We start from the raw sequence: 24,097 nt of genomic DNA, 5'->3' as shown, positions 1-24,097 counted from the left end.
ATTTTTGTTAATCCTGTTTATTTTAAATAAAATATATTACAAATCAACATCATGTAGTAAACACTGCTATGTTTTTGTGATAAATTAATTAAGCCATCTACTGTCCGATTGTTTTTTCCATCAAAATCCTCCAGACATTCATATGCAGCCATTCATCATAGTTTTGTAAATGTTGATATTGCGGTAATTTTACGGTCTTAGGAATATCAAATAAGTTCGTCCCCTTTTTCATTTCCAATTCAGTCGCTTTATAAAGATCTTCAAAGTACCCGATTTGCAGATCTAAGTCTTTACGGCTGCCAATCGGTCTCACATGAGCCATCAGTAACTGGTCAAAGTCCAGTCTTTTGATATCATAAAGATTTTCGAGCCACTGCTGAGGTTTGGCGTCAGGCAGATATGCGTAAAGAACGCGATCCGGCACAACGAGGTCTACGGTGAAAACGGTATTTTTCTCCGGAAATCTAAAAACAATCATTCCATCACCATGATTTTTACCATAGTAGAACAGTTCAATTTTCTTGCCTCCTAAACTAAAAACAGTCTTATTACCTTTCCATGTAGAATCAACAGCAACGACCTGATCATTTGGCGACATATTTTCAGCGGCTTTTGCGTGTGAAATGAATTTTGCACCAAGCTTTTTATAGATCTTGCCACCAGCATTATGATCCCAGTGATTATGGCTGTAAATGACATATTTTACGGGAAGATCTGTGTGCTTTTTAATAGACTTTAAGGTTTCGGTTGCAATCTGATCATTAATAGGATCAATGACCACGACACCTTCTGGAGTGATGTAATACAGTGAAAACACACGGTCACCAACCAAATAAATATTGTCCTGAGCTTTATATTCTTTAATTTCTGTTTGTGCAGATAACAGGTGAATAATAAATAAAAATATAATACTTAACGCGTGTTTCATAAATTAGATATTTTATTGAACAACAATTTATCCTGTTGAATACAATTAATATGCTACCAAAGGAAGAATTTTCTTTTTTAAACTTGCATTTGTATAGAGTAAATTAAAATGTCTGAAAAAATTGCAGTTTCATGAATTTGTTTAATTAAGATCAATTTCAAGAATCTATACGTAAGTTGTTTGATATAGAAATGATCAAGCTCAATGAAGCAGAATCAACGTAGGACAATATTACGTAACTTTCAAAAACGAAAATATGAAACAAGAAAGATGAAGCACACCAATCCCTGGAATAACATTCCTTTGGAGGACTATGAAAAGCATATGCAGCATGAGGATGATGTTGCACAGGCACAATTACTCAACGCTCTCATCTACAAATACCTGAAGAAATATAATCCTGAAAACATATTATTCTTAGGGATCAGTGGTGGAAATGGCTTAGAGCACATGGATGCAGATAAAGTTCAAAGGGTTTGCGGTATCGACATCAATCAAACTTATCTCGACGAAACTAAAAAAAGATACAGTAACAAACTCGGACAATTGGAACTTTTCAATTTAGATATTGGCAATTCTACGCAATCAATCATCAGCGCAGATTTTATTTGGGCTGCTTTGATTTTTGAATATGTCGACCTTCAAAAGGCGTTTTTGTTTATTGAAAATAATATCAACAAATCTGCAAATATTATCATTACCATACAATCCAATAATGGTGCAGGTTCCGTAAGCCAAACCGGTGTTGAAAGTATTAAATCTGTTAAAGATATTTTTAAAACTGTAAGCAGGCATGCATTAGAGGAAACAGCATCGAAGTTTGGATTTAAACTCTCCGGATCTGAAGAAAACGTCTTACCGAATGGCAAGTCATTCATAACCTTGGAGTTTCTTAAAGGTTAATGCTCTGTAAAGTTCTACAATGCAATTAATGAACTGAAAGTGAGTAATAAAAAAACCGCTTTAGAATTTAATCTAAAGCGGTTGGTATTATTAAGCTTATACAGCTATTAATTATTTTACTTCTTCAAAAATAACTTACGCTGAAAACCAATTAATTATAATCTCAAGGTACAAATAAGATACAGAATATCCACAACATTTCAACACACATAAGGAGCAAAAAGAATTGCAAAAATTACCAATAAATGGGGTTTCTAAACCTTCGAAGACGTTCATATTCAGCATATTCAAGTGAGTTATCAATTTTTTGTTTAACATAATTCTTAATTGGAATTAAGTGAAGTTGAGACTTACCCTTATTTAAAATCTCAAATATACTACGCCACTCGTTTGCTCGAACATTTCCTACGATGACATTTCCAGAGTACGACCCTCCAATTCCATTCCATGATATTGATGAAAAATCTTCAATGTCTTTATTATTTTCAAGAAACAAAAACAAAAACGTTTCAAATTGATCTGAAAAGTATTTTCTAACCAGTTGTATAACACAATTCACAGAACTGATATTTTTTGGCCATTTTACAATCATATTTTTTAAGAATTGTAAGGCTAAGTCTTTTTTAGTTCCAGATAGGTCTTGGAAAAACATATCAAACTCATCGTCACCAATTCCAATTTGTACTGAATTAGAAATAATATCAAAGAATAATTTTTCCATATCATTCTCGTCAAGGAAATTCCAGATAAAATTTAGATTCTCCATATTTACGTTCATCAGCCTACCGTTAAAATAAAATAGAGTAACAAATTCAAAAATGAAATTTTTATTAAAACTTAAAATTAATTTCAACCCTTTTCTTTCATAGTCAAAATCTGTCCGCTGTTTTGATGAAGCTTCTTGCATATATAGTTTCTCCACCAAATCTCTATCTGTCTCTAGATGAGTTATACAATGTTCAAAAAAATCATCGTCTATATAAATACCAATACCCTGAAGTTTTTTATCGTAAATAATCTTAAGAAAATCCGAGAAAATGGTTTGTGAATATGGACCGAACTTATGAAGCCAACTAAAATTAAAATATTCTGGAGAATCTAAATATTTGGTCGTATTGTAAAATTCTTTAGTATAATAATCATTAACAGATTCATCATTCAATTGTTCAAAAAAAGACAACTTAAACCGATTTGAATTCTTATGCTGCAAACGTTTTAAAAATTTCCACAGAATCAAACCATAATCTGAATCATTAGCAATTAGTGAAAATACATTATAAGGCACTGGTGTATTTGTGTAAGATTTATTACGGATAAAATACTTTAACATTTCAAATCCTAAAACCTTATCCCATTTAAATGTGTTTTCCATTATAATACAAAGGGAGTTAAAATTACTATGATTATGAGGTGACACAAGTAAAGTATTTTTGATCAGCTTACCAAACCTTCCAAATTCAGATTTATTTTTGAAAACAAAATGCTGACTAATTTCTTTTATTTTTAATTTTCTATATTCATTATGATCAATCTTTCGATTTTTAGTTCGAAATCTCCTTGTCCACTCTACTTTTGAATAATCAACAAACTCATCATTTATAAAACGATTATATAAATGTTGATACTTTATATTTCTTGGTTTAATAAATCTTAATGAATCCAGGAATTGTTGCACGAAATATACATCTTCGAATTTCTTTGGTTTCAATTTTTTTTCTATAAATCCCAGAATTAAAGGAAGATCTAAAGCCAACGTTTTTTTATTTACCTCAGTATAATGCGGTTTCCAATCATTGATAATTTTTAAGACTCTCTGTGGAAATTTTGCAAACAGTTCAAACAAATAATTCCATACTTCTATCTTCATACATTTAACCTTTTCGTTTAACGGAACCATATAGTTGTAATGAATAAATGCATTATTTTTACGTGAAGTTTTAAAAACTCTGTTCGTATGCTTTAAAAAAAGTGTTGCTAATCCTAAAAACGCTTCCTGATAATGTGGAAGTTCTTCTTTTGATTTAGCAATAAGTAATTTCGATAATTCCCTTTGTTTTTCAAAATTATTATTGAATTCATCGTCGTCCTCAAAACTTGTATTTTCTTTAAGTCTTCTTATCAGTTCAGGAAATACACTTGGGCTTTTTCTGGTATATTCAAAAGAAAGTTCTACTGCTAAATTAAAGCTATCTTCAGTGTAAGATCTGAAGAAGGGTGTCATTATCGCCAATAGTTTATCATCCGCAAACACAAAATCATTAGTCGCATAGATAGAATTATATATAGGGTTCTCAGCTTCTTCTATTTGACTCACTTTTTTATAAATGTATGCCAGAGTTTCATCACGCTTATAAAACCAAAACAACTTAATAAATCTTACAATCCTCTCGTCATCATTTTGATAGAAAGAAAAATATTGGTTGAGATCATCTTTAATATGATCAAATACTTCTGTATAACCGAAGGTATTGTTTGAAATTATAACAGTATCTGTAAATCGATGGCTGAAATCATCAAGATATCCAAACAATAATTTGTTGAATGATAACTTCTTGTCTTTTATAAAAATCTTATAAAAGAAATAAGTCGACATGACCTGCTCTGAAATTCTGACATTGGGACCACTAATCTCGATAAGCTCACGCCTTGAAAGCTCATCCAGAGATTCTTGAAAATCGTAATAGTTTAAATCGAAATTTTTTAGTAATTGTTCTAAGAATAACTTGTCATCTCTTCTAAGTGTAAAGAAAAAGGAGACTATTCCTATTGTCTTTAGCATTGCAGTGTTATCAAACAGGCTAAAATCTTTTACAAATGTTTTGAAATAAATATCATAAAGTTGATAAACCCCTCCTTTTAAAAATTCATAATGTTTTTCCCTTGCAAGTTTTGCTGCCATAACAGCTAAACGGCTATTGCCATCTGCAAGAGCTATGATTTTATCTTGATATTTGGAGTGCTTAACTTGAAAGTAGTCATTACTAATTATACTTTTGATTTCATCGTCGGAAAACTTAGAAAGCTCTACAAGCTCAGGCTCGAAATTATCATATATTGTGTTAATGTCAGGGAGAGCATGGTTTCTGACAGTTATAACTAATTTAATATTTCCTTTTCTCTTTTCTCTAAAGACTCCCATTATTTGCGAAAAACTGAGCACCTGTCTATTGGCATCATCAATTAAAAGGATGTAATTTTTTTTGGAATTTAATTGAATAATAAGGTCTTCCCAGATATCAATATCTTTTTTAACAATAACATATGATGTATAATCAGGGTTTTTACTTAAAAATTCCTTAATTACTTCAAGTCCAAATTTTGTTTTACCAACTCCGGCAGATCCAGATAGCACCACAAGATCTTTTGATTCTAGAGATATTCTGACTTGCTCTAACTCTGTAATTCTTCCTAAAAATGGATTATCCAAAGGAGTGGAAAGATTACCAGCTTTATTATTGTATTCATCTATAAAATTATCAACAGGTAAAATTTGGCCAGTCTCAAACGGAATACCTAAAATGTCTTTTGCTATAATATGATGTTCCGTAAAAATATCTAAGGCGAGCCTATCAAGTCCAATAAGTTCGATATCAATATTGTGTGTTCTACTAAATTCAATCACGCTTTCTTCCTGATCAACCTTTAGTTTACAATTAAAAAATAAAATTATTTTATCTATTTTTTCCTTATCAATTTTTACCACCTTAGAATCCAGACAGACTAAAATATCATCTTTTAATTTCTTAACAATCCCTTTATTAGCAACAGTAGTAAATTCCACGAAATACAAATGCCCCAATTCACTTCTAAAAAAAGTATCTGGAGTTCCCTTCACCGTTTTCTTTTTACCAATTTGGCTCCCTGTTCTGTTAATGCTTTGAACTTGATTATCTCTTAAATTCAAATAAACATCACATAGGTTTTGAAATTCAGCATCATTGATACTTACCAATTTTTGTTCTATCAATTGTAATCTACCACTCATTTGCATAATATTTACCACAAATATAACAACTTAACTCAAAATAATAACACTAAATATAAAATATTTTACATTTATTATGTTTTATATTACAATAAACATTAAATTTGTAACACTAAAACTAAAAAATGTACACTGAGATTTTAAGGATAATAGAAGGAGGTTTAAACAGGGATATTAAAAAAATAACAAATTATTCAAAGATTCTTGCTGAAAAATTAGAAAAAGATGGAGATGGGAAATTGGCAAAATTAATTATTAATACACTGGATAATAAACCTTCTTCAATGGTATCAATGGATTCTTTGCTTTCGAGTCCGGTCGATCAGGAAAGCCGTATGAGTATTGTTGATATTTCAATGCCAATTAAAAACAATGGAGAGGTTATTCTTCCGCCAAGCATTGCTAATAAAGTTGAAGACTATGTTAACTTATATCGCCATCAAAATGAGCTTATCAAGAATGGGCTTGAAATTTCGAATTCTCTATTACTGTATGGAATTCCGGGAGGTGGAAAAACGACGATTGCTAAATATATTTCATATAAAACAGGGCTTCCTTTGATCACTGCTCGTTTTGATGCTATCGTATCATCTCTCTTGGGTAATACCTCCAAAAACATTCGTAAAATATTTGAATATGCAGATGAAAAACCGTGCATTCTATTTTTGGATGAATTTGATGCAATAGCTAAAGCAAGAGATGACCAATATGAATTAGGAGAATTAAAAAGAGTAATAAATAGTCTACTTCAGAACATTGATACTTTTTCTAAATCTAATCTGCTAATTGCTGCTACAAACCATTCAGAACTTTTAGATAAAGCAATTTGGAGAAGATTCAATACAATTATAGAAGTTGGGCTTCCGAATCAAAATGAAATACAGGGGCTTATAGAAAAGTTCATTCAAGGATCGGCAAACGATTTTTTGAACGACGAAAAAAAACTGGGTAGGATTCTACAAAACTTGGAAGGGAAAACACCGTCGTTTATCAAAACTTTATTCAATAATATTCTTGCTCAAAAAATCATTAGAAACAAAGAAATTCTTTCGTACGAAGATGTTCTTGTAGAAATTTTCGAAACTAATAACAAAGATTATAAGCCTGAAGACCTTATCATATTTTTAAATGAAAGTGGTATAACTCAGGAGCGCATAACACAAATAATGAACATATCGATCAGACAAGTTAGAAATAATTTAAAAACAAAATAGACATAAATCATGGAAAGGAATTTACCAATAAAATTTTTTCAAAAACGAATTAATGACGAAAGAAACACTGAAGGCGGTGGAAACCAAGATCCACCAAAATGGTTTGATGAAACTGTCGTTCCCGGCAAGGCACAGCAATTTATTGATACACTAAGTGATGTATCTCAGAAAATATCAGCAAAACAACGCAATGACAATTACATTCCTAATGTTATCAAGTTAAAAGTTAATCAAGATGCATTAGCAAAAACTTACCGTAAAGAAATTCGTCAGATATTTAATACTCAAAAAATGAATGTGATTGGCTTGAGTCAAAATGACGAAGTTTTAGTAAAAATTGAGAGTGCAGAAGAAGTAAATAAAATCACAAAAAAACTAGCACAAGGTTTAAAACAATCAGCAAAGCAAGGAGTAAAATTAGGTATTGCTGCTATTGATGATGTTGAAGAGCATTATCCAGAAATCAGTATTGATATTGAGACATTTGAAGAAGCTGAAGAGCTTAAAGTAAAATTATTCAACTATGGTGATCCGGAACTAAACACAATAGCCATAAGAGCTTTTGAAAAATTCTGTAGAGATAGAGGTATTGATTATAGCAGAACATTATATTCTGCAGATTTAAATATTTTCAAAATCAGCCACGCAACGCTTGATACTGTTGAGGAGTTAAAAGATTTTGACGGTGTTCAACTTATTTCGGAAATGCCAAGATATTATGTTACTTTGGACGAGTTAGATGGCGACGGCCAGATAAATATTAAAATGCCAGAAGCAGGAAAGGACTATCCTACTATAGGAATTCTTGATAGTGGTATTGCAAAAATACCCCATTTATCTCCGTGGTTACTGGAGGATAATTTCACAAAATATCATGGAGATGACGTTGATAAAGGTCACGGAACCGCTGTATCAGGAGTTCTGCTATATGGTGATGAGCTAGAGGAAGAAAATTATACAGGTTTTCAAGGTGCAAAGCTTTTTGAAGCCATTGTATTTCCAAACAATACTACTCAAGGAGTTTCAGAAGAAGAATTGATAGAAAATATACGTGAAGCGATTAGCGAAAATGACCACATTAACATATGGAATTTATCATTAGGAACTAACAAAGAGGCCGACGAAATTGAATTTTCAGACTTTGGAAAAGCTTTGGATGAAATTCAGGAACAGCACAATGTTTTGATTTGCAAATCAGCTGGTAATTGCGGAAATTTTCAAAAAAATAGTCCAAGAAGCAGAATATCACAATCTGCAGATACAATCAGAGGTCTGGTTGTGGGATCTATTGCAAAAAGTAAAAACTCAACAGATTTATCAGAAAAAAATCATTCATCACCATTTTCCAGAATTGGACCTGGTCCATCTTTTTTAATAAAACCTGAAATTTCGCATTTCGGAGGCAACGTAGGACTAGATCAAAATAATAAATTAATACTGAATCCTGTTTACACTTTTTCAAAAACTGGTGACAGAAAAGGTGTTGTGGGAACAAGTTTTTCAACGCCAAGAATTTCTTCAATTGTCTCAGGCCTTGATCATTTGTTAAATGAAGGTTTTAACCCTCTTCTATTAAAAGCTTTAACAATTCACTCTGCCAAGTATCCTGCTGAATTAAAAATTGCTATTGATGAGAAGTTAAAACATGTTGGGTTTGGTGTACCCTCTAATATTCAGGATATACTTTTCAACCAGCCAAATGAAATTACTTTAATACTTCAGGATAATTTAGAAAAAGGTAATTTTATAGAAATTCTTGATTTCCCGTATCCTCAGTCGATGGTTGACGAAGATGGTTATTTTCACGGAGAAATTTGTGTAACCCTCGTAACCTCTCCAATTCTTGATTCGGCAAATGGCGCAGAATATTGCCAATCAAATATTGAAGTTTTGCTGGGAACATATGATGAAAAGACTGACAGAGACACATCAAAACGTGGAATTATAAATCCTATAGGCAAAGATGGCGCAAAGAATCTTTTATCTCATAGCCTCTATAGTAAATCGGCAATCAAGAATACTGAAAGCCCGTACACCAAAGAACGAGTTTTGGTAGCTTATGGAGATAAATTCCAACCTGTAAAAAAATGGTCGGTTAATTTGGACGAATTTACAGGATCAAATAAGGAAAAATTCCTGAAGAACCCTAAAAATTGGTATCTTAAAGTGGAAGGTCTTTTTAGAGATTTTATCGAAACAAAAGCCGATATGCAGAGAATAACTCCAAGCCAAGAGTTCTGTCTTATTATCACAATAAAGGATACAAGAAATGAAAGTCATATTTACAATGAAGTTACACAACTTTTAGATAGCTATAATTTTGTTCATCAAAATGTAAGACTAAAAGAAAATGTAAGAGTACAGCTCAGAAGCTAAAATATTTTAACCTTAAAAAAAGAGGGCTATCAATTGTTTTTAATAGCTCTCTTTTTTAATTAGTCCAGCAATCAAAGCCTTAAATTTTAACTTTATACTGAAGAAGTTCATCTTTTAACATATAAGCCCTCGGGGATTCCCTGCGAATTAGAAATTCAAGGATGAAAAGAAAGTATAACAAAATCTCTTGATTTTGTTTTATTTTACCACCATATTTATGAAAAGCATTCTCAACAAACTTTTCTAAAAGATCAGTATCAATGTCTTCACCTTTCGAATACAATAAAATTGCTATCCACGATATGGAATCAGGCATAAAATTATGAAATGCAATGCCACTGATAAATCTGATAGACTCATTAACCATATTGCTTCCCCAGTTTTCTATGAATTCTTTGTAATATAAATTCTTGCCTTCCAAGACATTCCATTGATCCATATTAGCAGACCACTTGATATCCATCAGGAATGGAGGTATAAAAAATATTTTCTTATTACTAACAGTCCAAGTTCTTAAACATTCCCAGAAAAACCAAAAATTACCAACATCAGCACCTTGATAAACTGCAACAATAAATTCTTCCACCATATCTTTAATAAATATAAGAAATTGTGCACTGTACTCTTTTTCATTAAAATCCAGTACCAAGTTGAGCAGTTTATTGAAAAGTGGATCAGCAATTATCCGTGGTTGATTTAATAAATATCTGGGGTAGAAAACTATGAAAGCAGCTCTGCTCTCAAAAAAATCAGGATAATTTCTTAAATGTGGATTTTTTAAAAAGTCCAAATGCATTTCTAAAATATCTTGTATAAATTGCTGCTGCGATGCCGATTCTGTTTTCCATGAAATAATACGCAAAGCATATTCAAGAACTCTGTAAGTTGATTTTTCTAATACGACAGAAATTTGCGCTGGTTCTTGAATGGTACCGTTAACTACAGAGGTTACTAATTCGTCTGTCCAATCCTCCTGAATATTTTGTAATTCATCTGCGGTCAATTTTCCTTGATGATACAATTCTTTTCTTCTCTTATATTCATCATTTAACCCTTTCGTGCGTCGAAAATTTTCCATTAACCCGAACCAGCAATTCATTACAAATTGAGGTTGATAAGTAGATAAATACTGGGATAGTCCCTGTTGAAAAGCAATACTTTCGTTGTCATCCAATTTTGCCAACAGAAGATTGAAAATTAATTTTTTTGCTTCAAGCTCTAAGGTCAAATCTAATTTGGTTTTAAAGAGAAAAGATAAACCTGTTAATGTGGGTCCATTATCTAATGCATCAAAATCAATAAAATCGGGATCTGCATCTCCCAACTTCCTACAAGCAAAATTAAGTAAGGTATTTTGACACCATATTAACTCTTCTGGTGTAAGATCTTCCAAAAAATCCCGTAGAGCTACAGCGGCCATAGTTCCTGGTGCAACCATAGGGTTAGACCGGCCATTTAGTCCAATAATAAAATTATATCCAACTTTCCAAGTTGCATAATTATGATTAGGCATAACTTTATTGTCAAATGCATCTCGTGCCCAAATAAGAGTGACTTTAGGATATTCCTCTGGGTTTTTTATCATTTTCTGAATATCCTCATCGTAATCAGGAGTTAATTGAATATAATATTCATAACCTTGCTGATCTATCGGTTTAAATTCGTACTTACGAACGTCCATATCAAATAAGAACTTTTTAGATATTAAATCACCAGATGTACTCTGCCACATTTTGTCAATCTGCTTAAAGATTAATTTATTATGATTTCGTTGGTAGAACAAATACTCAACTACAAATCCAATCAAACCTAAGTTGTATTTTGTACGGTGTTTTCTTGCAATAGCTTGAATCCTTTCTTTTCTTTCAAAAGGATCAGTATTAAACACTGTTCTGTCAATCATTTCATGGGTACTTCTAGAGGAATCCCATTTAAAAAATGATGGTACTCCTAATAAAGATGCTGATAATTCATCAAGTAAACTGGGGTCAGCCTGCAAAACACTAGATACAACACCTAGAACAGCAACGTTGTTAGATTCCTTAATAATCCTGGCCAAATATTGATTTAGTGAATTAGGCTTATTGCCATCTATAATGTCTAGTAACGATTTTTCAAGTCCCATCAACAATGATGACACAACATCATTAAGCACTCTAGACCCTCTATACATTGTCCAATAATCGTAATTTCCATAGTACTGACGATGAGTGCCATCTTCAAAAACAATATTTATATTTTCAATCTCACGATTTAAATGATTTAATACTTCCTGATTGTGGTTAAAAGCAGTGTTCAAAAACGGTATAATAAAATCAAGAGCTTTTTCAGGATAATACAAAAACATCCAGTAGAAGAATGTTTGATATCCACTAGGGTTTTTATAGTGATGATCTATGTTCTCATTCAGTCCAAAATCATCAAATTTTGGCTGTCGAACAATCATACTGTTTAAACTTCCTGGCTGATGCCTTTCCTCTTTTTTAGCCCAATTTTCCCTCGCCATTTGAAAAACTGCATCCGGAAAAAAGCGGCAAATTTGATCAGCATTCACCCCATCAACAACCAAATCCCTTACAGCGAATAATATAGCGGTATTAGTCCACCTTGCATTACCAATTCCCGGGTTCTGAATAGCTTCTACAAGAAGTCTAACAAGCTCGGGATCCGCTGCCGTAAGCTTAAAGAATATCGCCACATATTTTTTCAGAAATGTAAATCCTGAACGATTTAATCTGTTTTCTGTAGTTCTGGATTGGGCATGATAAATAAAATCTTCTAAAAGAAATGCTGCGCTTTTAGCTGATGGTGGGAGTAATTTTTGATTAAAATTCGGCAATTGCTGACTCCAGGCTTCAATAAGATTTAAATACCTGGCTTGAAAACCTTCAATACTTTTAATTTCAGCAGAATTCTCTTTAATATAATCAATAATATAATCCCAACCACTTCCTACAGGAAGTAAATGATTAAAATCTTTTGTTGCTGGATTTATTTTTTTACATCCAGTCTGAAGGAGAAACATTATATCCTTTAATAATTGTCCAGAATTAATCAAAAATTGATTTTTTAAACTGTCCAGCAATATATTAGAGTGATTTGAACGAAGAGAAACAATTAAAAGTTCATTTTTCCATGATTGCTTTAGCGCACTGTCATTTAATAGCTTATGCACAAAATTTACTGAATCTACAGGTTCGTTTGTATAATAATCTTCCAACCAAAGCCGGAATGCTCTTTTCATTGCAGGAGAGGATTCAATTGATAAGATAAAATCTTTTGCTTCTGCTGCCTCAGTTTTCTGCTGCCTTATAAAACGAACTAAAGCCCAATCTTCTAAAATGTCATGAGATGGACTAAATGTGTTTCCATTAGAAAATTTGTCAATCTGAAGTATATTATCTTTAACGAGATCAGCTGTAATTTTAGCATCTTTAACATAAGCTGTGAAAAGCGACATTTCTTCTGATCGTTTTAGGCAAATATCTAAAAATACTGTTCCCCGTTTTGGATTGTTATTTTCTACAATATGTTCCCACATTAACCTTTTAAACTGTAATTCATCTAAAAGTTCTTCACGAAGTAGTTGGGGTATAATTCTAACAGCTTTATCTAGATAATAAGGATTTCTCAACAAATGCTCAATCTTAGGGTTATCAAGTAAATCCCGAAGCTCTGGGAATTCTGTGCGTATTAATTCAATCTCTTGATCATTAAATTCATTTACCTGAAAATAAGATATACTTTCAGGAAGTTCAAACTGGTAGTTAATTTTAAATTTCTGTAAAATGTAATCCCTGATCGTTAAAATTATTGAGACATTTTTATTTCCAGAAAGTAATTGAAGTAATTCATTAAATGCTCCTGAAAAATTGGATTCAATTAATTTTTCAAAACTTTCTATCCAAATTAATAAGTACTTATTTAAAAGAGGACTTGCCATCAACTGCGGAATACTTGCTTCACTGCCTACATTTGCTAAAGCTTCAGCCAAAGTCTCACAATAAAGATTTTCTGCAGTAAAAGTTAATATCGAATATTCACGTGATGCTTTCATATCTGCAACAACAAATTTTGTCAATGCAGATTTACCTACACCAGGATTACCATGAACTACAGTTACACTATTATTTTTTACAGACTTTAAAAGATCCGTTGCATCACGTGGAACATTAAAATTCCCTATTTTTTCACGTGTTCTTGCATTAACAGTATGCTCATTAGTTTCAATTTTTTCGTAACTAGAGAGAACTTGCTGATCAGTTTCTGGTTTAACTGTTTTTATTAAATTAAAACCTTGGGGAATCAGTTTATTATATGCTAGAGCTTTTGTCGCTAAAAAGATTCCATTATTTTCATAAGAATGTACAATCCCTGTAAAATAAGAACTTCCAAATAAAACAGAATATGCACCGCTGCCTGATAGCCCTTCCACATTTTCAAGAGCCTGCTGGTAAAAAGTATCTAATGAGGATTCGGAACGGAGGATAAATCTACTACGGTTATCTTTTTGATCTTCATCAAATTTGAGTTTAAAAGATCGATCCGCTTCCTGATCATTAAATCCGGCAAACCCTCTTATTTCATATTCTAGTATCGTTTCATCGGTATCGATAACCTGACAGAAAAATTGTTTTCCGGTCAGTGGAAGAATATTCTTTTTTAGAAGAATAAGTAATGCTATATCCTCATTATTTTCTGAAATGTGGACAATGTCCGAATCAGTTAAATTATAAGAATAATATTGTGATTGCTCTTCATTAAAAATATTTTCCAAGATGATATCTGTCTTTTCAAAATCTTTATCGAAATTTTTTCCAGTTAAACAATGTTTGGCAGTTAGTACATAAACATAATCTACATTCGGATCAGGAAAGTAAATTACTGCTGTTCCAACTTCATTACAACTAATTTTAACTGTTGCTAACTGAGGTATATTTTTATACATACTTAATCTTTTAAAGGTAAATAGGCCAATGTGTAGCTTTCTACGCCTAATTTTGAATATTCACAATTAAACTTATGATTGTTAAAGGGATTTTGATCCACTCCAAAAATATCTCTTAATTCCGGAGTGTCACAGACAAAGTAGATATTCAATATTTCTGATCCTTTGTTTTCACGAGTAATCAATCGAACAAGAGTCTCTTTATCAGGATGTCTGTTATGAATACCATTACCCGTTACTACGTAATTTTTTGTTTTTACTATTTCTAAAATTTTAGGATTTGTGTTGCCCTTACTTCCGTGATGTGCGAGTTGCATAAAATTGACTGCTAACGGTGCATCTTTTGAATATGTCAAATGATCAAGACTATCTATAATATCCGATGGATGACTGTCAGCAAGCAGCAAAGCTTTAATACTTTGGAATTCTGCCAAAATAGCAATACTACTTCCATTAATGGGATCGTCATCTTCGTTAAATTTTATACCCTCCAGATCCTTGATATTTTTTTTGTGATCAGATTCAGAAGCTTTTCGTCCAATTCTTCCGCTGAATTCTTTTTTTCTCCATAGCTCCGTCGCTATAGCTTCCTTTTCAGGATTCGGTGAGAGAATTGTAATTTTTAAACCAAAAACATCCAATGATTCTGTAGATGTATTTATAGGACTGATGGCGGGAATATCATTGATTTTAAGAAAATTACGAAGATCAATTCCCTCTTTAACAGAAATTTTTCCGTTAGGAATATTAATTTTTTCAGGTGAATAGTTGAAAATAAAATTTTGTACTATTTCCTTTTTGTTTTCAATTTTTTTATCTTTAAAAAAACCTAGTACCGCTCCAATATGATCTTGATCAATATGGCTGACAATCCAATAATCGATGATTTCACCAACTTCTACGATTTCTCTGATCAATGGTCCAAAAGCATTTTTATATTCTTTAGCATATCCACCATCTATTAAAATGTTATGCCATTTGCCATCTGTTCCTAAAAATCTAATATGAATGGCATCTCCACCATTTACATCTAAAAAATGAAAACTGACTTGATGTGTTTTTTGCATGACTTAAATAAGAGTTGATTTGTTAAAAAAAAAATAAATCACCGATTAAACCTAATATAATTATCAGGAAATTGCGATAGTTTTTAATTTAGTAGTAATAGATAAAAACGAGACCATAACATACTGATGATCTCGTTCTAAATGAATGTAAGAAATTAAATTATCGTGGGTTAATCCTTCTTTAATTCCCTCAAGTAGCTCCAATATGCCAAAACGTCCTGTGTGGGCCCACCCCAATCTCTATCTAGTTGTCCCAAAATAGTTTTTTTTGCCAATTCGGAAGTTAATTTAAGCGCGATATTACTGGTGGTATTTTCAATTAAAATATCATCTCCTCTTTCCGCATATTTAAACGGACCATGATTGACTTTTGAAGCGATTGTCTCATATAGCTGATTGACATCATCAAATTCAATATCAAGAATATGCTCTAAAAATTTTTGAAAATTTGTTGTTTCTACCATGATTAATAGTCGTTTTTAAATTGTTTATAATAATCAGAATCTTTCCAGTAAGAGTCGCATTCTTTCATTTTATTTAGTTCAAAATCTTTCTCTTCTTTAAGTATAACTCTCCACATAATTTATAAAAACCATCACCCTGCTCTCTATCTTGTGATTTATGAATAATTAATGTACTTAATTGAGGTCTACCCTTTTAAATTCATGTAGGGAAACTTCGCCAAGCCATTATCCTATCAAATCTCTATCGTAAGCACTATTGAAGTTCAATCCAAGCTGGAGTTGACTATTCAATTGAGAATAACTCCCAGATGTTTTTGCTCTTGCTAGTTCTATCAACTGGAATCTGATTTCTTTGATCATCTCAATATTAAGTGTCAGATTATAACGTTTTTTTTTTGCAGTTTAAAGCATTAGAAAAAGATTTTAATAATCAATTCTATAAAGGTAAAGGTTTTTAACGATTTTTAGTAAGGGAAAAAGTAAAGAGATTAAAAATTCACTTAAGTTTTAGTAACTTAAAATCTTCTAAAATTCTTAGCAATGTATAAGATTTGAATAATCGACAAGATGTCTTATCAATTCTATACTCCGTCATAATAAATTTTCTTAAACTAACTCATTGTTTTTAAGCCTTCATCAGTGATCAACTTTATGAATTTTTTTTATAAATACTGAAAATATTATTCACTACCTACCCAGAAAAAATTTGGATCAAAAGGCTACTGATATTTTTTAATACAAAAACGACAAAAGTTTAAACTCTGACTAAAAATCCCAAGCCAAAATTGGCTTGGGATTTTTTTTAACTTTTTTGTTATAATCGAAAAGAAATCAAATTATTTTCTCTCATTAGTTAAACTTTCTAAAAATTCCTGAACATCGACCAAATAAGTCTCCGCATCTTGTTTGTTATGAATAGTACCTGAATGCGCTGCATCATTTCTGCCAACACGAATATTCTCAATCAAATTAGTTCTTAAATTTTCAGGATGATGGAATCTGCTGTTCAAAGCTATCTCAAGTGCCGATGTTCCGTTACGAGCAGCGTATTCACCTTGTTGATTTGTAAAGCGTAATAAATGGCTTTGCATTGCTCCTATAGTGTGACGAAGTGGATCTAAAATGCCCGGGAATAATTGTTTGAGTTCATACTCTACAGCCCTCCCAAATTGTAGCATTGCAGGTGAAAAATCACTACCATCCTCAATTAGTCCTAGCAATAATTGTCCTGACACCAAATAATCGACAGTCTTTACTTCAAGCTTTGAAGTGTTGAACAGGAAACCAATTTCTCTTCTGGAAAACTGCGAATCAAACTTATTAGTATATTCATCAATTCTTGATTCTAATTCCGTGATTTTATTTTCATTTTCCTCTTCACTAATCTTCAGCTTTTTAAAATCATCAAAAAATTGGTCACGCTGAATATTTAAAAGACTTAATTCTAGATTATTAGATTCATCAAAAAATCCACTATCGAAAACCTTATAGTCAATACTTCCATCCTGATCGATATTTAAACTTGACATCTGCGGTAAATCGCCGGCGTTTCGTTTATTTCGCAGATAAAAGATTTTCACTTTGTTACCATCCAATTTTTTTTCTGCAACTAAGGTTTGGAATTTACGAATAAGATATTCACTGTGTGTTTCGATCACCAATTGTATTTTAAAATTTTGATTAGCTCTTTCAAACATCTCAGCTAACAAGGATTGCCATTTAGGGTGAAGGTTTGCCTCCGGTTCTTCTATAATTAGAAGACTTGGGTTATAGTAATCAACCATAACCGAACCATGTTCATCATGATATTCCTCTCTCGTAATCTTATTTCTTTCTGCCAAAATGCTGATTTGGATAAGAATTAAAATTAGTTGCTTAATACCGTAACCAAAATCAACCAAATCACGCTCAAAATCATCGAATGTTGTAATAGAAATTGAAATCATTTGATACTTTAACTGATAGTTAACATTGATTCTTTTACCTATGTCAAATTTTTGGAGGTATTCATTCAGAAACCTGGAATGATAAACTTCATATTTATCATACTCCTTCAGTAAGTTTACAAACGGAGAATTACTTGCTGTACTGTAAACTCTAGAATTTTGTTCTTTAACTGTGGATAAATAATTGATTGTTGAAATTCTTTGTACTAAACTTTTCCAAGTATTTTTAAAACAATTTTCTATAACATTATGTTTAATGGTCTCGTTTTCTTCAGTAGTCTCCCATTTGAATTTGCTTCGTAATATATCTAGTGATTTTGAGTAGAGAACTTCAGCAATTTCTGGAGCTGGAGCAAAATCATCTGTTTCAAAATCGATTTCTCTAACATCAGATTTATCACTTATAATTTCATCCGGCAAGGAGTTAGCAAATGTATTCCACTCATTAATTTCAATCTCGCCTTTGATTGATTTTATGAGAATGGACGGAACAAAATTCATATGACCATTGTAAGCGACCTCATCCATTTTCTCCAACCACCTATATTTGTTTTTATTTTCAAGATAAAATTGGTAAAACTCTTCTACTTCATTTAATTTCGCTTTCAGTTTACCAAAATTAATCTGCCATTCTACATAGCCCATTAAAGGATTATAAAATGAGGGGAAAGGGTAATCTTCTTGTGCAAAAATCTGCTCTTGCAAAGTGTAAGACTCCCTGCTTTTTGCTTTACTGGCTGACTCTCTGCTTCTTTTCTCAAATATTTCAATATCTTCATTATTTTCTTCTGTGGTAACATCACGGTAAAAAAATGAGAACAAGACTGCACTGTCTTGACTGTCTATCACTTTAATTCCTCTAAGTTTTGCTTTATAATTGTCGCGAGCATCAGGAATATGAAATGTTAGGGATATATATAAGTTAGATAATCCGAGAAATGCAAATGGAATAGAAGTTTCAACCGATTTATTTTCTTTATCGTGTAGTACATTATCAAAATCTCCCAGTAGGTGCTCTTGCAGACTTAAGTCTAAATCAAATACATTTTGATTTTCTTTAATGCTATTTTTCAACATCTGTAAAGATTTTATTACAGAACTTTTTCCCGAATTGTTTGCACCAGTGAATAAATTAATAGCAGATAATTCTTCCTTAAATCCCGTAATGTTGTCGAAAATTCTAAAATTTTTCAGTCCGAGAATGTCAATTAGTTTCATAGTTTTATTTTTTTGTTAATTATTAAGAATAGCTAAAAAACTTAAGCTATTACTAATGAGTTTAAATTTTGAAGCAAAATTACAAGCAAAGTGCGCAATAATTTTACGCACTTATGGTAAATTTGAATTTTTACAAAAATATTTTTAGAATCAACTTTGATGATAAAAAATATCTGTTAGTAAATACAGCTTCTTTTCAGAATAATATAGATATTGCTATCAATAATAAATATTTCAAAGAATATTTTCAATTAACCAACTTCAATTAGGTGAGTTATTAAGATTATATTATAAAATTGTGCTGGCGATCATATTGTCAATTAATTTCCAGAAGTGGTGGCAGAATACGAGTATTGATGAAAAACCAAATATGAGGTTGACTTCAGCTACAAACTCTCTTTCCAATAAAAAATGCTGCCCAGTACCGGAAATAATTTTTAAGAAAATAAAAAGATTTTTTTGAGCTGAAACAGGATTTCTAATTTTGAAAACAGAAAACGAAACGATTTTGAAATAATAGAATTAGAAAACTAAAAAACAATAAAACAAAATGGATCAAAAGGATTTATGGGCAATTGAACTGCTTTCGTTGTATGAAAAAAGGAATACAGTGGCGATAAAGAAAAAGTTGTTTGAGAATACAGATTTACTAATTTACCTCCACGAAATATTAGCTGAAAAAAATGTACAACTTCAGGAGAAAGATGTGTATTCTGAACAATTGATCATAAAATTTCATCTACAAAATCTTAGTGTTTTAAAGCTGTCTGAAGGCCATCCGATAGAATCAAGATTTTTTAACAATAAAGCTTCTCATATAAAATTTTTAGATATCTCATCTATAATCACCATAATGAGGTCTCAGTATGAGTCGTTGCTGATGTATCAGCACCTATATGTCAATACACAATTAGAGGACGAACAAAAATTAAGGTTTCAGTCTTGGATAATGTCTTCTATGATGTTAAGAAGGACGGTTTTTGCCGAGTCAAAAACCTATAATCAAGAACAAACTGATAACGAAGTGGCAGAAATTAATATGTTAAGAGAAAGTATTAAAAACAATGAGAATTTCAAATTCTTGTCGGAAAAACAGCAGAAGAGTCTTTTGGAAACTGGGAGCGGAAAGCTGTTCAAAACTTGGGATACCCTTTTTAAAGAATCTAAGTTTGCCAAAGGTGGAGTCTTTTCAAAAATTTATTACACTGCATCAATTTACGCTCATTCTTAAGGAATTCTCGCTCTCCAATTAAAAGAGACAAAGCATCTTATGGATAATCAATATATGCAGGAAAATCTTTACCTGATGCTTTTTTATTCTTATCTAATGACCAATATAATGATAAAAAACATTGTTAACAAATTTCCTGAGGTTGCGCAAAGATTTGAAAGTATTGATGAAAAAACCAGATACGAAGTTGATTTCAATTATGAACTTTCATTTAAATAAAAAATGTTGCCATCGGGCAACATTTTTTCTCTACTGCGGGCATTGATAACCTTTATCCTTATTTACAGACTCAAGAAAGTTTAGTGTTCTAATTAAACCTTCTATACTTAAGTCTGCCATTTTTTTAAACTCTTCAGGATAACTTAGAATCTTCTCCGACAGCTCTCTGGTTTTAGCTTCATCAGCCACTTGACCTAACTGCTTCCATTTATTTTCTGTACTATGTGAAATGGTATGTACGGTTTTAATTCTATTGGCGTTGTAATCTTTGAATATAGTTGATGCAAAATCAGATAGCCAATCGAAATCATCATTTCCATCGTAGGCTCCACGTAAATCTCTTATCACATTTGAAAAATAAATATTCCCAGTAAAATCATCGGGAAAAAAAGAAGCAATTAAATCTCCAATCCTGTCCCAATAATTATAAACTTTTTCATAGCAAACATTAAGATACATAGCATATCGCTTACCTGGAAAATTAGTGAAGACAGGATAATAAGTCTGACCACCATCAGTCTTCTGTGCATCTTTTAGGGGATCATTAATATATTCACGGTATAAAAATAGATGTGCCGTAAAATAGACTAGTTCATCTGATATAAACATCAAATCATCGATTAGCTGATGATAATTAATTCTGGCGGTTTCAAAAGCACAGTTTCTGTGCCTAGTTATACTATTGCTCCAAGAAAGCAATGGTTTGCCATTAGGTAAATTTAAACTACCGTCTTTTCCTGAGATTGATACCAAATTATTTTCTTTATAAATTTCAATAATTCTATCATTGAAAACTTTTAAAAGTTCAATTTCTTCCATAAAATATTAGTTTTTATTGTTCACTAAAATAATACTTTTTCAAGGAAAAATTGAAAAAACGCAACCTTTTTTTAAACATTAGGAATAGAATATGGGAGGATTGTTTTAAAATGGTGTTGCTCTATATATGCAAAAATGCGTTTTCGACCACAGGAAGAAATTGCATTTTTGCCACCCGATTTTCATCAGACAACTTTTATGGGCTGTGAGTTAAAGTTTTGAAGATTAGCTACCCGAATGTGGATGTTTGAACAGCTTTAATGTCGGCAAAAATTAAAAAATAATAGAAGTATTTATTTAGTTAACAAAATAATCAGCGATTTTGAACAGGGTCTGTTAGGCATCGGTATTCTAGAATAACTCACCTTGTTCCTTTTCACGCAAGTACTCTTTTATTCTACTGTCTTCCAAGTATGGAGCGTTTTTCACTTTGTCAAATAGGTTCAGAAGTCTGCTTTTTGCTCTTTTCATCACTGTGTCATATGACAATGGTTGAATAATTACTTGACCATCCATTTTAGTAGTTTTCTCGGCTTCAAATGGAACTAATTCTGAACCTAGGACAAAACAAATAACTTTTGATTTTTTCAGAAGCAATCCCCTGTCAAGTAACTCTTTTACGTATTTCCAAGACTGATTAACTTCTTCATTTCCCAATGGTACTCCGGGCTTTTTCAATTCCACTATTGTCATTCTGTCAACACCAACTTCACCACCATCCTCATCATAAAATGGAAAACTATAGAGACCAACTGAACTATCTCTTAAAATTGCGAAATCTGGTCTAATTCTGGTTCCTTTAAAATCTTTTCCGAAAAGGTCTTGAATTACTTTTGTCATTCCAACATTCGAAGTGTACTCAATCGTTTCATATTCGGGACCAAATATCCAAAGCCCACGCTGAAATAATGGTTGTAGATCGTGTACTTCGTCTGTTAAACTATTAATCACACGACTTTGTAATTTCTCTACTAATCTCATTCTATACTCTACTTCGTCAAGAACAACTTTAGCAAGATTAATATTCCATTTTTTCAGCACATTATTTAAATTCTCTAGTTCTTCCGGAGTAGAACTAGCCAATATTCCTATCAAATTATATTTAGAATCAGTCTGTTCTAAATTAGCTAGTAATTTTCCCACCTTTTCTAAATCATTCTGAGAAATAGATGGGCATTCTTCTTGAACGGTAGTAATAAATATTTCCCATCTTTCCCTTCCTACTAAGCCGATATTTTTCAAAATTGGTTTGGTAACATTCTCGATTTCTTTGAATGTTTCTGCTCTATTTTCTTTATATAAGTCAAGAATATAATCCTTAATCTTTTCTTGAACTATGGGAAAGACCTTTTTATAGTTACTATCATTTTGAAAAAAAGCTGTCCAATCGGGAGTAACTGCTTTTTCGAGGCAATCAGCTTTTACAATAAAAATATATCTTTTAGCGACAATCCTTCTACCATCAAGCAAATGCTCATTTCCGCTACCTTTCCAAGTGCATTCGCCTACTAAGCGGTTTTTCACATGCCAAGCTATACCGTGTTGTTGCGTTGATTTGTCGGTATCTTTTACATCAATTACTGTTATGGGTATATTACCAAGACCATCTATTTCAACTGCTATTTCATCAATATTTTCTTCAGGGACATCAAGGAAAGAAATTTTCTCGCCATTTATAATAACTTCAAAATGAGGATCAGTCATAAAACGCATTCCAATTTCAATTTTGATTTGTTCAAAACTAATTTGCGGTTTGATCGCATTATTTACAAAAATTTGAGTTCCATGACCTTCTTTAATTACTTCACCTATTTTTTGAAATGCTAAAATATTAGTGTTGTCAGAAAACACTTTGTAATGAACTTCTTTATTTTCTTTCCACGTTTTTACTTGGAAAAATTCACCAAATGCAAAGCCTGAAAGGCGACCTTTACCATTTCTTCCAAAAGTTGGTCTTTTACCTATTGATGACTTATGGTCAGTCGGAACTTCAGCATAACTTCCTTGTTCCTTATTTCTATCATAGGCCAATGTCCTAAATCGTTTGTTAAACTGCGATTCAGTCATACCGTGTCCGTTATCATAAATAGAAAAATTGTCACCATCTTGAACGGGCCACGTGATTTCAACCCGTGTAGAAGCAGCATCCCACGCATTTGCAATTAGTTCGATAATTGCAATTTTTGGGTCAGAAATTATACCCTTACCCACAAAAGATTCCAAAAATCTGTCTTCAAAAAGTGCTGTTTGTTTATTACTCATACTGTCTTTTTATGCTTTTGCCTAGCTTGCTAATTTACACATTGTATTAATCTGATTTACATAACTTTCGTAAATCTATTTATATTCATATTTCATTATATAGTGAATTAATTACAAGCTATTTTCGTCCTATGTTTTCTTATTATTCATAAATAATAGAATTCAAAGATAATTATTCTAAACATCAACGAATTGAGTGATACCGTAAATTGCAAAAAAAAATTAAATTTTTTATCTCCCCATTTGTATTTTCTGCAATATTCAAAATGCTTCCTTTTAAAGAATGATAATTTAGCTATTACTTTATTTTTAAGGAAAAATAAAAATAAAGTAAATGGAAAAATAATAACTCAGTGTTTTTACCTAATATTAAATAGTTATGTCGCAACTTTCAAGAAACAAAAAATACCTACTCTCGTCGGTATTTTCTATTTATTTTTTTAATCACGTATTTCTTATTTCGAATAGGTTCGTCGTTTGGGGACTTTCCGATGATTGGGCAATCGAAGCAAAAATC

The 24,097-nt window shown here is 31.7% G+C and carries 13 protein-coding genes; 5 read left to right on the top strand and 8 right to left on the bottom strand.

Translation table 11 applies throughout. The annotated features are described in order from the left end of the window. Positions 1-97: 97 nt before the first annotated feature. Entirely contained in the window at positions 98-928 is an 831-nt protein-coding gene (locus OMO38_RS05315) for an MBL fold metallo-hydrolase (protein ID WP_264749180.1), read from the bottom strand. A 270-nt stretch (positions 929-1,198) separates the two neighbouring features. On the opposite strand from OMO38_RS05315, the gene OMO38_RS05310 reads away from it, so the two are divergent. Beyond that, positions 1,199-1,831: a class I SAM-dependent methyltransferase gene (locus OMO38_RS05310; RefSeq protein WP_264749179.1), complete on the top strand. Its 633-nt coding sequence runs from the start codon at positions 1,199-1,201 to the stop codon at positions 1,829-1,831. A gap of 235 nt (positions 1,832-2,066) precedes the next feature. On the opposite strand, the gene OMO38_RS05305 is transcribed toward OMO38_RS05310, so the two are convergent. Continuing rightward, positions 2,067-5,816 (bottom strand): nSTAND3 domain-containing NTPase, encoded by a 3,750-nt coding sequence (locus OMO38_RS05305; protein WP_264749178.1) that lies wholly within the window; start codon positions 5,814-5,816, stop codon positions 2,067-2,069. 125 nt (positions 5,817-5,941) lie between these two features. On the opposite strand from OMO38_RS05305, the gene OMO38_RS05300 reads away from it, so the two are divergent. Further along, positions 5,942-7,030 carry an AAA family ATPase gene (locus OMO38_RS05300; RefSeq protein WP_264749177.1) on the top strand — a complete coding sequence of 363 codons (1,089 nt, stop codon included), beginning with the start codon at positions 5,942-5,944 and terminating at the stop codon, positions 7,028-7,030. Between the two features lie 9 nt (positions 7,031-7,039). Further along, entirely contained in the window at positions 7,040-9,406 is a 2,367-nt protein-coding gene (locus OMO38_RS05295) for a S8 family peptidase (protein ID WP_264749176.1), read from the top strand. 79 nt (positions 9,407-9,485) lie between these two features. Here OMO38_RS05295 and OMO38_RS05290 read toward each other — a convergent pair whose 3' ends face one another. The 4 genes from OMO38_RS05290 to OMO38_RS05275 form a co-directional block, all read right to left on the bottom strand. Further along, on the bottom strand, positions 9,486-14,354 hold the full coding sequence (locus OMO38_RS05290) for an NACHT domain-containing protein (RefSeq protein ID WP_264749175.1): 4,869 nt from the start codon (positions 14,352-14,354) through the stop codon (positions 9,486-9,488). Between the two features lie 2 nt (positions 14,355-14,356). After that, positions 14,357-15,421, bottom strand: a complete 1,065-nt coding sequence (locus tag OMO38_RS05285; protein ID WP_264749174.1) for a ComEC/Rec2 family competence protein — start codon at positions 15,419-15,421, stop codon at positions 14,357-14,359. A 170-nt stretch (positions 15,422-15,591) separates the two neighbouring features. Then, complete coding sequence (locus tag OMO38_RS05280; RefSeq protein WP_264749173.1) at positions 15,592-15,885, bottom strand: hypothetical protein; 294 nt, start codon at positions 15,883-15,885, stop codon at positions 15,592-15,594. Between the two features lie 836 nt (positions 15,886-16,721). Then, entirely contained in the window at positions 16,722-19,049 is a 2,328-nt protein-coding gene (locus OMO38_RS05275; protein ID WP_264749172.1) for an AAA family ATPase, read from the bottom strand. Positions 19,050-19,599: 550 nt separating this feature from the next. Here OMO38_RS05275 and OMO38_RS05270 point away from each other — a divergent pair. Further along, positions 19,600-20,280 (top strand): hypothetical protein, encoded by a 681-nt coding sequence (locus OMO38_RS05270; RefSeq protein WP_264749171.1) that lies wholly within the window; start codon positions 19,600-19,602, stop codon positions 20,278-20,280. A 39-nt stretch (positions 20,281-20,319) separates the two neighbouring features. Then, a complete protein-coding gene (locus tag OMO38_RS05265) occupies positions 20,320-20,499 on the top strand; it encodes a hypothetical protein (protein ID WP_264749170.1) in 180 nt (59 codons plus the stop codon). 30 nt (positions 20,500-20,529) lie between these two features. On the opposite strand, the gene OMO38_RS05260 is transcribed toward OMO38_RS05265, so the two are convergent. Next, positions 20,530-21,318 carry a Cthe_2314 family HEPN domain-containing protein gene (locus tag OMO38_RS05260; RefSeq protein ID WP_264749169.1) on the bottom strand — a complete coding sequence of 263 codons (789 nt, stop codon included), beginning with the start codon at positions 21,316-21,318 and terminating at the stop codon, positions 20,530-20,532. A gap of 351 nt (positions 21,319-21,669) precedes the next feature. After that, positions 21,670-23,580 carry an ATP-binding protein gene (locus OMO38_RS05255; protein WP_264749168.1) on the bottom strand — a complete coding sequence of 637 codons (1,911 nt, stop codon included), beginning with the start codon at positions 23,578-23,580 and terminating at the stop codon, positions 21,670-21,672. Positions 23,581-24,097: the final 517 nt, after the last annotated feature.

The organism is Chryseobacterium kimseyorum, from assembly GCF_025971945.1.
GTDB lineage: Bacteria > Bacteroidota > Bacteroidia > Flavobacteriales > Weeksellaceae > Chryseobacterium > Chryseobacterium kimseyorum.
The sequence above is the reverse complement of the archived record's forward strand: the minus strand, read 5'-3'. Positions and strand labels throughout refer to the sequence as shown.

What these genes read in the sequence shown, in the direction of transcription:
- OMO38_RS05275 (WP_264749172.1), bottom strand. Translation starts at nt 19,049, where the DNA reads ATGAAACTAATTGACATTCTCGGACTGAAAAATTTTAGAATTTTCGAC.
- OMO38_RS05295 (WP_264749176.1), top strand. Translation starts at nt 7,040, where the DNA reads ATGGAAAGGAATTTACCAATAAAATTTTTTCAAAAACGAATTAATGAC.
- OMO38_RS05315 (WP_264749180.1), bottom strand. Translation starts at nt 928, where the DNA reads ATGAAACACGCGTTAAGTATTATATTTTTATTTATTATTCACCTGTTA.
- OMO38_RS05310 (WP_264749179.1), top strand. Translation starts at nt 1,199, where the DNA reads ATGAAGCACACCAATCCCTGGAATAACATTCCTTTGGAGGACTATGAA.
- OMO38_RS05285 (WP_264749174.1), bottom strand. Translation starts at nt 15,421, where the DNA reads ATGCAAAAAACACATCAAGTCAGTTTTCATTTTTTAGATGTAAATGGT.
- OMO38_RS05265 (WP_264749170.1), top strand. Translation starts at nt 20,320, where the DNA reads ATGGATAATCAATATATGCAGGAAAATCTTTACCTGATGCTTTTTTAT.
- OMO38_RS05255 (WP_264749168.1), bottom strand. Translation starts at nt 23,580, where the DNA reads ATGAGTAATAAACAAACAGCACTTTTTGAAGACAGATTTTTGGAATCT.
- OMO38_RS05305 (WP_264749178.1), bottom strand. Translation starts at nt 5,816, where the DNA reads ATGAGTGGTAGATTACAATTGATAGAACAAAAATTGGTAAGTATCAAT.
- OMO38_RS05300 (WP_264749177.1), top strand. Translation starts at nt 5,942, where the DNA reads ATGTACACTGAGATTTTAAGGATAATAGAAGGAGGTTTAAACAGGGAT.
- OMO38_RS05290 (WP_264749175.1), bottom strand. Translation starts at nt 14,354, where the DNA reads ATGTATAAAAATATACCTCAGTTAGCAACAGTTAAAATTAGTTGTAAT.
- OMO38_RS05280 (WP_264749173.1), bottom strand. Translation starts at nt 15,885, where the DNA reads ATGGTAGAAACAACAAATTTTCAAAAATTTTTAGAGCATATTCTTGAT.
- OMO38_RS05270 (WP_264749171.1), top strand. Translation starts at nt 19,600, where the DNA reads ATGGATCAAAAGGATTTATGGGCAATTGAACTGCTTTCGTTGTATGAA.
- OMO38_RS05260 (WP_264749169.1), bottom strand. Translation starts at nt 21,318, where the DNA reads ATGGAAGAAATTGAACTTTTAAAAGTTTTCAATGATAGAATTATTGAA.